The sequence below is a fragment of the Streptomyces sp. NBC_01341 genome, assembly GCF_035946055.1.
Taxonomy (GTDB): domain Bacteria; phylum Actinomycetota; class Actinomycetes; order Streptomycetales; family Streptomycetaceae; genus Streptomyces.
In genome coordinates this window covers 2,471,036-2,485,520 of the sequence record NZ_CP108364.1, presented here as the reverse complement: position 1 = coordinate 2,485,520, position 14,485 = coordinate 2,471,036, and the positions used below count along the sequence as shown (strand labels likewise).

Here is a 14,485-nt window from a genome sequence, read left to right as displayed (position 1 = left end):
GCCCGTGGTGCTAGCCCAGCCAGCACCTGACCTGTGCGCAGTGTCGGACAGCCCAGGTCTGAGTCGCGACTTCGAATCGCCCTGAGGACAAGTCCGTTGTCAGTGAAGCTAGTTAGTCTGACAGTATGAAGATGGAAAGTGTTGTCATGCTTCCCGGCATGGGGGGCGCCGAGATTCGGGGCCTGGGTGGAAACAGTGTCCGCTTCTCCGGGGATGCAGGGGTGCAGTGGGTGCTCCAGCCGAGGGGCACGGCTCGGGTGCGGGGGCCGCAGCATTTCAGGCACTCGGTACGTGAAGGTGTTCGGCTCTCCGAGTACGAGCATGTCCTGGGCTCGGACGGGGACGCACTCAAACAGCTCTTCCCTGCAGGCGTGGCACGACTCTGGGGATCCACACCCCCCGTTCGGGAGAGGTCGGCGAAAGTTACCGCCTTGGAGGAGCGCCGGGTGGGTGACGAGGTGCTGTTCTACGCCGGGAAGAAGTTCGTTGCCAAGGCCAGAATTCTCGGCCTCCTCCGTAACCGTCCACTTGCCAGGGCTGTCTGGGGTGAGGATGAGGACCGCAAGACCTGGGAACACATCATGGCGCTCGGTGATGTGACCGAGTTCGAGGTGCCCGCAGAACCCTTTCTTCGGGGCCTTCGCGTCCCTGTACCGCTGCGCTCGCTCACTCTTGTACCTGCGGAGGAGAGGCGCCGGCTTCTGGACATGGCCGATCCCGCGGTGTCCTCGCGGCCGGAGCGGAACAGCCCCCGCCCAGAACGAGGACCGAACCTGAACCGGGAGGCGCTGTTCCGTTCCCTTTCCAGCTTGAGGACTCACATCAAGGAGCAACGCGCCTCACGGCACGAGCCGATCACGCTTCTGTGGGCTATCGGGCGCCTAGCCACTCAACAGGAGCGCATGGTGGAGTGGGAGACATTCAGGAGTGAGGTCGGACCTCTGCTACAGGACTATGGACTTCCGGACTCCAAGGTCACTCCTGAGTACCCCTTCTGGCATCTGCGTAGCAGCGGGCTGTGGAATGTCGAAGGGATCGACCAACCGGCCACGCCTACTCCGCCACAGTTGGTCGCGTCGCGTGCTAGAGCTGGCCTCACCGCGGATGCGGCCAAGATCCTCCGCCGTTCCCTGGCCCGTGCCGAGGCCATCGGCCTGCTGTGCTCCAAACATCTCGGCGACGTCGACCGGGACGGGCTTCTTGAACGCGTCGGGCTCGCCGGATATACGAGAGCGAGTGGCGAATTTCCCGACAGAGGACGTGGCGGAGGAAGGACACCACGGCGAGAGGTCACCTCTTCGCGGCCTGATCGTGATCAGCGGCTCGTGGAGCGCCTCAAGGTGATGTATCAGCACGAGTGTCAGGTGTGTGGATCCCGAATTGAGACCAGGTACAGCCATTACAGCGAGGCGGCGCACATCAGAGGCGTGGGCAGGCCTCACGACGGGCCCGATGAGTTGTCCAACCTGCTGTGCCTCTGCCCCAACCATCATGTCGAGTTCGACAGGCTCGCCATCTACATCGACGAAGACTGGGCAGTCCGGCGAAACTCGACCGGTACTGTCGACTACCGGCTGAAGCTGCACGCCGACCACGCGATAGAGCAGGCACATCTTCGCTATCACCGAGGGCTGTGCGGACGCCTTTGACCATAGCGGCCGTCGTGTCGGGCTGCCCGTGTTGCTCTCGTCGAGCGGCTGTTGTCGGTGCAGGGGTCCGGGAGCTCGATATGACCCCCGGGCTCCGCCACGCTCAGGAGGCCCGGCTGCCGCGCTTCCCGGCGAGCCGGATCTCTTCGCCCCGGCCAGGTGGCCCAGCGCAGGGCATCGCCCTCCTCCGGCGGCAGGAGCCCTGCCCCGACCAGCGCCGCCCGCCCCGCCTGTGCACCGGCGATCCGATAGCCGAACTCCGACGAGTCGACCTCGTGGAACGTGCCGTCCGTGACCAGCACCGCCGCCGCGACCCCGTCCAGCCCCTCCACCAGCCCTGCCCGCAGGGCGGGCAGGAACTCGGCGGGCAGACGACGCTCCGGAACAGCGCTGAACAGCTCGAACCCGCCGCCGGTGCCGGGTGGTTCGAAGTCGGCGACCACATGGGCGTACGGCCCGCAGGCTCCGATGCCCATCAGCACGCGGACGGTCACGCCTCGCACGGGGGAGGGCAGGTCGGTCACGCCGCCACGGTAGTCCGCGGCGGAGTATGAACGGGCAAAGTCATGTCGTGCTCGCCGAGCGCCGCACTTTGCTGACGCCGACCGGCTTCGTCGATGGCAGTGTGTGGCGCAGACCGCCGGAGCATGCCCGGGCGGGCACCAGTTGGAGCGTACGGCCGATGTCCACGCCCCCGAGTACGATTCCGGGACTCGATCCGCCCTGCATCATCCGTACATCCGTGCCCGTCCCGTGTCCGACCGACCGGAAGCCTGATGACCTCCATCGACAGCACCGTTTGGGAAGCAACGCTGGAAAGGCTTCTCGACGACGTATACACCTTCGCGATGACCGGGCCCCGACGGGACGACGACTGGGGACGGGACGTCCTGGCTGTCATGGACCGGTCGGTCACCGACCCGCGAGGCTGGCGGTCACTGGAGTGGCAGATCGACAAGGAGGGACGTGAGAACGTCCGTCCATCGTTTCCGTTTCTTCCGCTCACGGCCGAGCAGGTGCACGAATACACCTCTCCCATCACGACGGCTGCCGCCGCTGAGCTGCTTGCTTCGCTGACTCAGGAGTGGTTGTTCGAGGACCACCCGGTCCGGACGCGCGACGACCGGGACGACGTGCTGGCCGACGCCCGGTCGGTACTCAGCCGGTTCGGTGCCGGCGCAGTTTTCCGTACTTCCTCCGACCTGGCACGGACCTCCGCCTCACCGGACTTCCTCGTCGGCGATCTTGCCGGTGGGAGATCCTTCACCGATTACCTGATGGATCTCGGACTGATCGCCGTGAGCGGAGACGAAGTAGGGGTCTTCTGGTCGTTCAACGCGAACTGAGAACACGCACACGGAAAAACGCACACGGACCGGTGCACATTTCTGCGTGATCCGCGGCATAACCCCGCAGAGATGCCACCCCTGTCGCCGCGCTGGTGAAGGCCCCCGCACCGTGTGCACGTCGACCAGACGTCCCGCGTCGGCCCGGAGTCGCCTCACCGGAATCCGAACGAAGTGACCAGGGCTCCACGGCCCTCGACGTTCCTGTCCAAGACCCGAGTGCCGGAACGGCGACCGCACCCTCACGACGGGGTCGAGGTGGACCCGACTACGCCTGACCACTCTCGCCCAGGGCCCCACCCGGGGTCTATCGACGCTTCAAGACGCCCCACTCACGGCCCGGCTTCGGAATCTTCGCCTCGCCCGCGGTTGGGAGATCATCGTCTTCGACGACCTCACCCGTGATGACCTGACCACCGACCGGCTTGGCGAGTTCCAAGCCGGCGAGGTGGGCCTTCAGCCTCTTGGACATGGGGCGGAAGGTCGCGTACGTGAGCCCGCCGGACACCGCGGCCCCGACGAGGGGAATCGCCTTCGAGACCGACTTGGCGAAGGTCTGCTTCGTCATCTCGACGCCGAGGTACTGGGCGACCTTCTTCACGATGGGGTAGATGACACCCTTGGTCAGCGCCTGCTGGGGCAGCTTCTTGGCGACCTGCTCGGAGATCATCCCTGCCACCTTCCCCACGGCGGCGTTCGCGGACTGCGTTCCGAACATCACTCCGAAGAAGAGCGTGAGCACTCCCTTGGTGGCGTCATCGAGTTCGTCGTTGTCGGCGGAGAAGAGATCGGGCCAGCTGTAGATGTAGGCGAGTTTCTGCGCGATGCGCAGCATGTGTGCGACGTACTGGGCCAGATCGGCCGGCACCGTGGCGGGAAGAGCGAGGACTCCAGGAAGGCCGGCAGCCGCAGAGACCGCGCTCACCTTGGCTGTCTCATAGCGAATGGAGGCGTCGGCAACCTTGTCCAGAACATCAAGAGGGATGCCCGCCGCTGCGGGGCTCTCCTTCATCGCTCGGCGCAGTTGATCGTCCGTGCAATGACGGGCCAGGGCGGTCCGGAGGTACGCCTCCCTGTCGACTCGCACCCCTGGAAGCCTTGCCGCGCCCGCCAGAAGAGCGGAGAAGCGCGACTCCGGGTTCTCGCTCACTTGTCCCGTGACCATGCCAGGAACGTACAGCAGACGAGTGTTCCGTATCCCTCGAATCGGTCATTGTGATCGCGCATTCGGGAGCACGGGCAACCCGGAGGTGGGCAACTCATCACGCAGGCGGCCGGTTTCGCCCTGGCCGGCGAGGACACGGAAGCCTCGGGTGCGCAGAGGAGGCCGGCTTGGTGGGGAGTGCTCGGTGAGTTGTGCGGCGGTACACCCGGGACACGGGCCAACCCTCGACCTCCCCGACCGGGTGCGGGGCGGGCGCACGAACTGGTACAGGTACACAGACGCTGTTCGCGGCTGGATACCTGATGACCTTGCCGACCCGGCAGAGCGCCGTGTGCACGACGCTCCGGTTCTCGTGGAGTCGTGACAAACCGGCTGTCCGTCGTGGAGTCGTGGCACCCGGTCCGTGGCCGACGCCAGCCCAGGAGCGGGTGCGTCCATGCCGAAGGCAGGGTGCTTACCGGCTTCGGCTCCTGAACCACGGCGAGGTCGGCCGCCTCGTACCGAGCCATGAACCTGCCGTGCGGAATGCCCCGGTGTGAGCTCCCGGCAGGAATGAAAAAGACCCCGATCACAACGTTTCCGCTGTTCACGGGGTCTTTCGGCACTTCCTGCGAAGTGCCCCCGGCAGGATTCGAACCTGCGCACCCGGCTCCGGAGGCCGATGCTCTATCCCCTGAGCTACGGGGGCGATGTCGCTGCTCTCGGCGGCGACGAGTGAAACCCTACCAGCTCCGACCGGGTGTCCGGGAACAGGTATTTCCGCGTCGCGGGCACGTGGTGGGGCCGTACGGCCGGACCGTCTCCGGGAGGGGTGCGGTGGCCCGGCCGAAGGGGAACGTGAGTGGCGGGCGGAGGGGTTCCGGCCACCCCCGCGCGGGCGGAAGTGGGCAAAACCCGGACGCAGCTCCTCCGCCCGACCTACCCTCGAAGGGTGTCAGGGGCGTACGGCCGCGTGCTTGTTGTAGACGACAACAAGGTCATCCGGCAGCTGATCAGGGTCAATCTCGAGCTGGAGGGCTTCGAGGTCGTGACCGCGGCCGACGGCGTCGAGTGCCTGGACCTGGTGCACGAGTTCTGCCCTGATGTCATCACCCTCGACGTGGTGATGCCCCGGCTCGACGGCATCCAGACCGCCGTCCGACTGCGCGCCGACCCCAGGACCGGGCACCTGCCCGTCGCCGTGGTGAGCGCGTGCACCCCCTACGAGGTGGACTCCGGTGTGGCCGCCGGGGTCGACGCCTTCCTGGCGAAACCGTTCGAGCCGAGCGAGCTGGTGCGCATGGTGCGCCGCCTCGCGAACCGGGAGGACTCCCCGTCTGCCGACGGCAGGCGCGGCGCGGGGACGGCCGGCAGCGCGGCCGGCTGACCGGGTCGCTGCCCGCATGGCGAAACCGGTTGGCGAAGTGCCCCCCTTCCTCCCCTACGCTTGTCCCGTGACCCCCGCAGAGCTCTCCCGAACCGTGCTGCGCGCTGTGCGCCGCGCGGTCGACGAGGACGTCCTGCGAGCCCCCGTGCCCACGCACGTGCGGGTGGAGCGGACACGCCCGGGCGGCAGCGGCGACTACGCGTGCGCCGTCGCCCTCCAGCTCTCGGGTCCGGCCGCCCTCCCGGCGCGCGAGGTCGCCGCGCTGCTGCGCGACCGGGTCGCCGGCGTGCCCGGCATCGGGCGGGTCGAGATCACCGGCCCCGGATTCCTGAACTTCACGCTCGACGCCTCCGCCGACGCGGACGCCCGGGCCGCACGCGTACGCCAGGTGCTGGAGCAAGGACTCCGCTACGGGTGGGGTACCGAGTGCGCGGGGGAGACCCACCAACTGCATCACCGGCCCGAGGTCCGGGCGGCGGTCGTGGCCGGCGCGGTGCGGGAGCTGCTGCGGGCGCAGGGCGCCCGGGTGCGGACCACCTGTGAGGAGGCGCCCGACCCCGACTGGACGCGTCTCGGCGTCACCGTCGACGCGTACGGGCGGCCCCCCTCCCCCCTCACGGAGACGCGGCCGGTTCCCGCCGGTGCCACGGCTTCGGAGCTGCTGGGACGGCTCGGCGCCGACGCCACTCTCTGGGGCCTGCTGCGGCCCGCCGGACACGACCGCGCGCTCCTCGGCGACGACCTCCTCGTGCAGGGTGAGGCCAATCCGCTCTTCCTCGTCCGCTACGCCCACGCGCGCGCCCGCGCGCTCATCAGGGGTGCGGAGCGGCTCGGCTTCGACGCCGCTTACGAGGAGGACGTCGACGCGCCCGCGCTGCACGCGGCGATCGCCGACCACCCCGGTGTCCTCGCCGCCGCCGCCCGTCACCAGGCACCCGACCGGCTCGCCAGGCAACTCGAAACGGTGGCGGACGCCTTCCTCGACTTCCACGGCAACCGCCCGCCGCTCCCCGTCGGTGACGAGAAACCCTCGGTCGCCCACCGCTCCCGGCTGGCCCTTGCCGAAGCCGCCGGGACGGTGCTCGCGGGCGGCCTGTCCCTCCTCGGCATCAGTGCCCCCGAACACCTCTGAGAACCGAGAGAGCAGAGCACCACGATGAGCCGATCCGCACACCCCGCAGGCCCCCGCCACGCAGACGTCCTCCCCGAGGGTCACTACTCCGCGCCGGCCACCGACCTGAACGTCCTGGACGAGAAGGTCTGGTCCCGCACGGTCACCCGCGACGCGGACGGCGCCCTCACCGTCGGCGGGATCGAAGTCGCCCGGCTGGCCCAGGAGTTCGGTACCCCCGCCTACTTCCTGGACGAGGCCGACTTCCGCGCCCGCTGCCGTGCCTGGTCCGACGCCTTCGGGGCCGACGCGGACGTGTTCTACGCCGGGAAGGCCTTCCTGTCCCGCGCCGTGGTGCGCTGGCTCACGGAGGAGGGGCTGAACCTGGACGTGTGCTCCGGCGGCGAACTCACCACCGCGCTGGACGCCGGGATGCCCGCCGAGCGCATCGCCTTCCACGGCAACAACAAGACCGTCGCCGAGATCGAGCGGGCGGTCGAGGCGGGCGTCGGGCGGATCGTGCTCGACTCGTTCCAGGAGATCGTCCGGGTCGCGCACATCGCCCAGCGGCTCGGCACGCGCCAGCGGGTGCAGATCAGGGTCACGGTCGGCGTCGAGGCGCACACCCACGAGTTCATCGCCACCGCGCACGAGGACCAGAAGTTCGGCATCGCCTTGGCCGGCGGACAGGCCGCCGAGGCGGTCCGCAGGGCCCTCACCCTGGACGGGCTGGAGCTCGTCGGCATCCACTCGCACATCGGCTCCCAGATCTTCGACATGGCCGGCTTCGAGGTCTCCGCGCGCCGCGTCGTGCAGCTCCTCGCGGAGATCCGTGACGAGCACGGTGTGGAACTCCCCGAGATCGACCTCGGCGGCGGCCTCGGCATCGCCTACACCTCGGACGACGACCCCCGCGAGCCACACGAGATCGCCAAGGCCCTCGGCGACATCGTGACCCGGGAGTGCGAGTCCGCCGGACTGCGCACCCCGCGCATCTCCGTCGAGCCGGGCCGCGCGATCGTCGGCCCCACGGCCTTCACGCTGTACGAGGTCGGCACGATCAAGCCGCTCGAAGGCCTGCGGACGTACGTGAGCGTGGACGGTGGCATGTCGGACAACATCCGCACCGCTCTGTACGACGCCGAGTACAGCGTCGCGCTCGTGTCGCGTACCTCCGACGCCGAACCCATGCTCGTCCGCGTGGTCGGCAAGCACTGCGAGAGCGGCGACATCGTGGTCAAGGACGCGTTCCTGCCGTCCGACCTCGCTCCCGGTGACCTGATCGCGGTGCCCGCCACCGGCGCCTACTGCCGCTCCATGGCGAGCAACTACAACCACGCTCTCCGCCCGCCCGTCGTCGCTGTGCGTGACGGAGAGGCGAGGGTCATCGTCCGACGCGAGACGGAGGAAGATCTCCTGCGTCTCGATGTCGGCTGATGAAATCCGCATCTCAAAATCCGGACGGGTGGCAGAAACGCCCGTCCGGTGAGTGAGACTGGTCCACACATCAGAAGTATGAGAAACGAGGTCGGATGATGCGTACGCGTCCGCTGAAGGTGGCGCTGCTGGGCTGCGGAGTGGTCGGCTCAGAGGTGGCGCGCATCATGACGACGCAAGCCGACGACCTCGCCGCGCGCATCGGCGCGCCGGTGGAGCTCGCCGGTGTCGCCGTCCGCCGGCCCTCCAAGGTGCGGGAGGGCATAGACCCCGCACTGATCACCACCGACGCGACCGCCCTGGTCGAACGCGGCGACATCGACGTCGTCATCGAGGTCATCGGGGGCATCGAGCCCGCCCGCACACTCATCACGACCGCCTTCGAGCACGGCGCGGGCGTCGTCTCGGCCAACAAGGCTCTCCTCGCCGAGGACGGCTCCGCGCTCCACGCCGCAGCCGAGAAGCACGGCAGGGACCTCTACTACGAGGCGGCCGTGGCGGGCGCCATCCCGCTCGTACGCCCGCTGCGCGAGTCCCTCGCGGGGGACAAGGTCAACCGGGTGCTCGGCATCGTCAACGGCACGACCAACTTCATCCTCGACAAGATGGACACCAGCGGAGCCGGCTACTCCGAGGCGCTCGACGAGGCCACCGCCCTCGGGTACGCCGAGGCCGACCCCACCGCCGACGTCGAGGGCTTCGACGCCGCCGCGAAGGCCGCCATCCTCGCGGGAATCGCCTTCCACACCCGGGTGAAGATCGGCGAGGTGCACCGCGAGGGCATCACCGAGGTCACCGCGGCCGACATCGCCTCCGCCCGCCGCATGGGCTGCACCGTCAAACTCCTCGCCATCTGCGAGCGCGCGGCCGACGGCAGGTCCGTGACCGCCCGCGTGCACCCCGCGATGATCCCGCTCAGCCACCCGCTGGCCTCCGTGCGTGAGGCGTACAACGCGGTCTTCGTCGAGGCGGAGGCCGCCGGGCAGCTGATGTTCTACGGCCCCGGCGCAGGCGGCTCCCCGACCGCGTCCGCCGTCCTGGGCGACCTGGTCGCCGTCTGCCGCAACATCATCGGGGCCACCACCGGCCCCGGTGAGTCCGCGTACACGCGTCTGCCGGTCAGCCCCATGGGTGACGTGGTCACGCGGTACCACATCAGTCTCGACGTGGCCGACAAGCCTGGCGTACTCGCCCAGGTCGCGACGGTCTTCGCCGAACAGGACGTATCCATCGATACGGTCCGCCAGCAAGGCCGACAGGACGGCAGCGGCGAGGCATCCCTCGTCGTCGTCACCCACCGCGCGCCCGACGCCGCCCTCTCCGGGACCGTCGAAGCGCTGCGCAAGCTGGACACCGTGCGCGGTGTCGCCAGCATCATGCGTGTTGAAGGGGAGTAAGGACCCATGACCAGCAAGGGCACCCACCAGTGGCGCGGCATCATCGAGGAGTACCGGGACCGGCTTCCGGTCACGAGCACGACGCCGGTCGTCACACTCCGTGAGGGCGGCACGCCGCTCGTCCCGGCGCAGGTTCTCTCCGAGCGCACCGGCTGCGAGGTGCACCTCAAGGTCGAGGGCGCCAACCCCACCGGGTCGTTCAAGGACCGCGGCATGACGATGGCGATCACCCGGGCGAAGGAGGAGGGCGCGCAGGCGGTCATCTGCGCCTCCACGGGCAACACCTCCGCGTCCGCCGCCGCGTACGCCGTGCGCGCGGGCATGGTCTGCGCGGTCCTCGTGCCGCAGGGCAAGATCGCGCTCGGCAAGATGGGGCAGGCCCTCGTCCACGGCGCGAAGATCCTCCAGGTCGACGGCAACTTCGACGACTGCCTGACGCTGGCCCGCAGCCTCTCCGACAACTACCCGGTGGCGCTGGTCAATTCGGTCAACCCGGTCCGGATCGAGGGCCAGAAGACCGCCGCGTTCGAGATCGTCGACGCGCTGGGCGACGCGCCCGACATCCACGTCCTGCCGGTGGGCAACGCGGGCAACATCACGGCCTACTGGAAGGGCTACAAGGAGTACGCGAAGGACGCGGTCTCCACGCACACCCCGCGCATGTGGGGCTTCCAGGCCTCCGGTTCCGCGCCCATCGTGCGCGGAGAGATCGTCAAGGACCCCGCGACGATCGCCACCGCGATCCGCATCGGCAACCCGGCGTCCTGGCAGTTCGCACTCGACGCGCGTGACGAGTCGGGCGGCTTCATCGACGAGGTGACCGACCGTCAGATCCTTTCCGCCTACCGCCTGCTGGCGTCCCAGGAGGGTGTCTTCGTCGAGCCTGCCTCGGCCGCGTCCGTGGCCGGTCTGCTCAAGGCCGCCGAAGAGGGCAAGGTCGACCCGGGCCAGAAGATCGTCTGCACCGTCACCGGCAACGGCCTCAAGGACCCCGACTGGGCCGTCGCCGGCGCCCCGCAGCCGGTCACGGTCCCGGTGGACGCGGTGGCCGCGGCCGCGAAGCTGGGCCTCGCGTAGCAGCTCGACCGCCCTCCCGGCGGAGAGCGCATAGGAGGCGGGCGACACGCATCGTGCGCCTCCTGTGCGCCCTATGTCGCCACGGAACCTTCCTTCGATAGGCTGTACCCAACCCGCCCGCCGCTCGCGCCGCGGTGCTGCGGCCGTCGTGATGCCGGGCCCCCCACCCCTCGCACCATCGACACCCCCACGCACGTCGAACCACCCCGCACAACACGATCCCCGCCGCCGTACAGGAAGAGTCGTCCAACCGATGGCCGGTCCCGCGTTCCGAGCCGCCGCCGTCCGGGTGCGCGTCCCCGCAACCAGCGCCAACCTGGGCCCGGGCTTCGACGCCCTCGGCCTCTCGTTGGGGCTCTACGACGACGTCGTCGTCCGGGTCGCCGACTCCGGGCTGCACATCGACATCGCGGGTGAGGGCGCCGAGACGCTGCCCCGCGACGAGAAGCACCTGCTCGTACGCTCCCTGCGCACGGCGTTCGACCTGCTCGGCGGACAGCCGCACGGTCTCGAGATCGTCTGTGCCAACCGCATCCCGCACGGCCGCGGCCTGGGCTCGTCGTCCGCCGCCATCTGCGCCGGGATCGTCGCCGCACGCGCCGTGACCACCGGAGGCGAGGCCCGCCTCGACGACGCCGCCCTGCTGGAGCTGGCGACCGAGATCGAGGGCCACCCCGACAACGTCGCCGCGTGTCTCCTCGGCGGATTCACCCTCGCCTGGATGGACGGCGGCTCCGCCAGGGCCATCAGGATGGACGCCGCCGACTCCGTCGTCCCGGTGGTCTTCGTCCCGGCCACACCGGTGCTCACCGAGACCGCCCGTGGCCTGCTGCCGCGCACCGTCCCCCATGTGGACGCAGCGGCGAACGCCGGCCGCGCGGCCCTCCTCGTCGAGGCCCTGACCCGGCGCCCCGAACTGCTGCTCGCCGCCACCGAGGACCGGATCCACCAGGAGTACCGGGGCCCCGCGATGCCGCAGAGCGTGGAACTGGTGAACCGGCTGCGCGCCGACGGCGTGCCGGCGGTGATCTCCGGTGCGGGGCCGACCGTGCTCGCACTGACCGAGGCGGGTTCGGCCGACAAGGTCGCCCGGCTGGCCGGTGACGGCTGGGCCGCGAACCGGCTCGATCTGGACGCCACGGGCGCGAGTGTGCTGCCGCTGGCCGCGTAATCACACGTGATTGCCGGTGCATGAGAGGGGGAATGTTTGTTGGAGCCGGTAGTGTTAACCTCAAGTCAGCAATCGACGTCTTCGTGGCGCGTTGCTTCGTGTCCCCTTCCGGGACCACCACTCTTCCGGGAGCCTCCCCGACTGCCTGAGCATCCTGCCTGAGCTTTCGAGCACGCTCCGGAACCGGCACGACACCCTCTTGCTCGTCCAGGAGTGGGCCGAGCAGGGGGATCTCGCGCCGGAACCCCGCACATTCATCTCTCCGCCGTACCCGGCGGACCACCGCCCCGGCACGGTCCGCGATCACACGATCAACAGACCGCAGTCGGACAGCACAACCGGTCGCCGAGCCAGAAGGCCGACGTCCGCTCCAGGGAAGGACCCTTCGTGAGCGACACCACCGATCTGATGGGCGTGACTGCCGACAAGAACGTCGACAGCTCCGTGCCCGCCGAAGGTGCTGCCTCTGGCACCACCGCACGGCGCCGCCGCTCCGGCACCGGCCTCGATGGCATGGTCCTGGCCGAGCTGCAGCAGGTCGCGTCAGGCCTCGGCATCAGGGGGACTGCGCGGATGCGCAAGAGCCAGCTGATCGAGGTCATCAAGGAGGCGCAGGCAGGAGGCTCCTCCTCGCCCGCCCCCAAGGCCTCCGCCGACGCGGACGCCGGCAGCAAGCCGAAGCGACGCGCCACGTCCAAGACGCGTACGGGTGACGAGACCGCCGCCGCGCCCGCCGCCGACAAGGCCGCGGCCCAGCAGCAGATCGACATCCCGGGCCAGCCGGCCAGCGACGACCAGCAGCCCACGGGCGAGCGCCGCCGCCGCCGTGCCACCGCGCAGGCGGGCAGTCCCGAGACCAAGGGCGAGGCCAAGGCGGAGACGCAGGCCGAGCAGAAGACCGAGCCGAGGGGCGAGGGCCGCCAGGACCGCGCCGACGAGCGCGGCGAGGCGAAGGGCGACGCGAAGGCGGAGTCCGCCGCGGACACCGCCGAGGGCCGCCGGGGCGACCGCCAGGACGGCCGGCGGGACCGCCAGGACCGCGGCGACCGCGGCGACCGCCGTGACCGCCAGCGCGACCGGCGCGGCAAGGGCGACGACCAGGGCCAGCAGCAGGGCGGCGGACGCCGTCAGGGCCAGCAGGGCGGCGGCCAGAGCCAGGGCCAGGGCCAGGGCCAGGGCGGCCAGGGCCAGCAGGGCGGCGGCGGCCAGCAGGACGACGGTTACGACGACGAGGGCGGCCGGCGCGGCCGTCGCGGGCGCTATCGCGACCGCCGTGGCCGTCGTGGACGCGACGACTTCGCGACCGACGTGCAGGTCGCCGACGACGACGTCCTGATCCCGGTCGCGGGCATCCTCGACATCCTCGACAACTACGCGTTCATCCGGACGTCCGGCTACCTGCCGGGCCCGAACGACGTGTACGTCTCGCTCGCCCAGGTCCGCAAGAACGGCCTGCGCAAGGGTGACCACGTCACGGGAGCGGTGCGCCAGCCCAAGGACGGGGAGCGGCGCGAGAAGTTCAACGCGCTGGTCCGTCTCGACTCGGTCAACGGCATGGCGCCGGAGAGCGGCCGCGGCCGTCCCGAGTTCCAGAAGCTGACCCCGCTGTACCCGCAGGACAGACTCCGTCTGGAGACCGACTCCAACGTCCTGACCACCCGGATCATCGACCTGGTCGCACCGATCGGCAAGGGCCAGCGAGGCCTGATCGTGGCCCCGCCGAAGACCGGTAAGACCATGATCCTGCAGGCCATCGCCAACGCGATCACGGTCAACAGCCCCGAGTGCCACCTGATGGTCGTCCTGGTCGACGAGCGTCCGGAAGAGGTCACCGACATGCAGCGGTCGGTGAAGGGCGAGGTCATCTCCTCGACCTTCGACCGTCCCGCCGAGGACCACACCACGGTCGCCGAGCTCGCCATCGAGCGCGCGAAGCGCCTGGTGGAGCTGGGCCACGACGTCGTGGTCCTGCTGGACTCGATCACCCGTCTGGGCCGCGCCTACAACCTGGCGGCGCCGGCCTCCGGCCGCATCCTGTCCGGTGGTGTCGACTCGACCGCGCTCTACCCGCCGAAGCGCTTCTTCGGTGCCGCGCGGAACATCGAGGACGGCGGCTCGCTGACCATCCTGGCCACGGCGCTCGTCGAGACCGGCTCGCGCATGGACGAGGTGATCTTCGAGGAGTTCAAGGGCACCGGCAACATGGAGCTCAAGCTCGACCGGAAGCTCTCGGACAAGCGCATCTTCCCGGCGGTGGACGTCGACGCGTCCAGCACCCGTAAGGAAGAAATCCTCCTGGGCGCCGACGAGTTGGCCGTGGTCTGGAAGCTGCGCCGGGTGCTTCACGCGCTCGACCAGCAGCAGGCCATCGAGCTCCTCCTGGACCGCATGAAGAAGACGCAGTCCAACGCGGAGTTCCTGCTCCAGATCCAGAAGACGACTCCTGGTAACGGCAACGACTGAACTCGCCCCTGAGCGGGCGCGGTTCGACTGCGCGCGGCAGACGCCCCGTCACCTCGGTGACGGGGCGTCTGCCGTTTGCCTGTTCCTGGTTCCCGGGCAACTCGCCGTCCCCTCCTCCCACATACGCTGCCGCGGCAGCGGACGCGGACCGGCGGCAGGCCGACGGTGCGGCTTCCATCGCGGCCGGAAGCACCGGTGTCCGTACGCCGCGTACGACCTCGGGGTGTGGACGGGCCCGAACGGCGAAGGCCACGGGGGCCTCGTCGCGCCCCGGCCGTCCACACGCGGGCGGACCGCGGCGGA

General features: G+C 69.7%; 11 protein-coding genes and 1 tRNA gene. 9 read left to right on the top strand and 3 right to left on the bottom strand.

Annotated elements, in window-relative coordinates:
- Positions 1 to 125 precede the first annotated feature (125 nt).
- Positions 126 to 1,649, top strand: a complete 1,524-nt coding sequence (locus tag OG206_RS10515) for an HNH endonuclease (RefSeq protein WP_327114624.1) — start codon at positions 126 to 128, stop codon at positions 1,647 to 1,649.
- On the opposite strand, the gene OG206_RS10510 is transcribed toward OG206_RS10515, so the two are convergent.
- Positions 1,622 to 2,173: a hypothetical protein gene (locus OG206_RS10510; RefSeq protein WP_327114622.1), complete on the bottom strand. Its 552-nt coding sequence runs from the start codon at positions 2,171 to 2,173 to the stop codon at positions 1,622 to 1,624. The two genes, OG206_RS10515 and OG206_RS10510, sit on opposite strands and share 28 nt — an antisense overlap.
- A gap of 252 nt (positions 2,174 to 2,425) precedes the next feature.
- On the opposite strand from OG206_RS10510, the gene OG206_RS10505 reads away from it, so the two are divergent.
- Complete coding sequence (locus OG206_RS10505; RefSeq protein ID WP_327114620.1) at positions 2,426 to 2,995, top strand: hypothetical protein; 570 nt, start codon at positions 2,426 to 2,428, stop codon at positions 2,993 to 2,995.
- A gap of 307 nt (positions 2,996 to 3,302) precedes the next feature.
- Here OG206_RS10505 and OG206_RS10500 read toward each other — a convergent pair whose 3' ends face one another.
- The gene (locus OG206_RS10500; protein ID WP_327114618.1) at positions 3,303 to 4,160 is read right to left on the bottom strand and encodes a hypothetical protein; all 858 of its coding nucleotides are present in this window, start codon (positions 4,158 to 4,160) and stop codon (positions 3,303 to 3,305) included.
- A 616-nt stretch (positions 4,161 to 4,776) separates the two neighbouring features.
- Positions 4,777 to 4,848, bottom strand: a tRNA-Arg gene (locus OG206_RS10495).
- Positions 4,849 to 5,112: 264 nt separating this feature from the next.
- Between OG206_RS10495 and OG206_RS10490 the strand changes: the two genes are divergently transcribed.
- The 7 genes from OG206_RS10490 to rho all read left to right on the top strand — a co-directional run bounded on the left by OG206_RS10490 (position 5,113) and on the right by rho (position 14,182).
- Positions 5,113 to 5,526, top strand: a complete 414-nt coding sequence (locus OG206_RS10490) for a response regulator (protein ID WP_442805832.1) — start codon at positions 5,113 to 5,115, stop codon at positions 5,524 to 5,526.
- Positions 5,527 to 5,593: 67 nt separating this feature from the next.
- On the top strand, positions 5,594 to 6,658 hold the full coding sequence (gene nrtL / locus OG206_RS10485; protein WP_327114614.1) for an ArgS-related anticodon-binding protein NrtL: 1,065 nt from the start codon (positions 5,594 to 5,596) through the stop codon (positions 6,656 to 6,658).
- A gap of 24 nt (positions 6,659 to 6,682) precedes the next feature.
- Positions 6,683 to 8,074 (top strand): diaminopimelate decarboxylase, encoded by a 1,392-nt coding sequence (gene lysA / locus OG206_RS10480; protein WP_327114612.1) that lies wholly within the window; start codon positions 6,683 to 6,685, stop codon positions 8,072 to 8,074.
- A 95-nt stretch (positions 8,075 to 8,169) separates the two neighbouring features.
- Positions 8,170 to 9,471, top strand: coding sequence for a homoserine dehydrogenase (locus tag OG206_RS10475; RefSeq protein WP_327114610.1), 1,302 nt, complete (start codon positions 8,170 to 8,172; stop codon positions 9,469 to 9,471).
- A 6-nt stretch (positions 9,472 to 9,477) separates the two neighbouring features.
- A complete protein-coding gene (gene thrC, locus OG206_RS10470; RefSeq protein WP_327114608.1) occupies positions 9,478 to 10,548 on the top strand; it encodes a threonine synthase in 1,071 nt (356 codons plus the stop codon).
- A gap of 253 nt (positions 10,549 to 10,801) precedes the next feature.
- Complete coding sequence (gene thrB, locus OG206_RS10465; protein WP_327114606.1) at positions 10,802 to 11,719, top strand: homoserine kinase; 918 nt, start codon at positions 10,802 to 10,804, stop codon at positions 11,717 to 11,719.
- 387 nt (positions 11,720 to 12,106) lie between these two features.
- Entirely contained in the window at positions 12,107 to 14,182 is a 2,076-nt protein-coding gene (gene rho / locus OG206_RS10460) for a transcription termination factor Rho (protein ID WP_327114604.1), read from the top strand.
- Positions 14,183 to 14,485 lie beyond the last annotated feature (303 nt).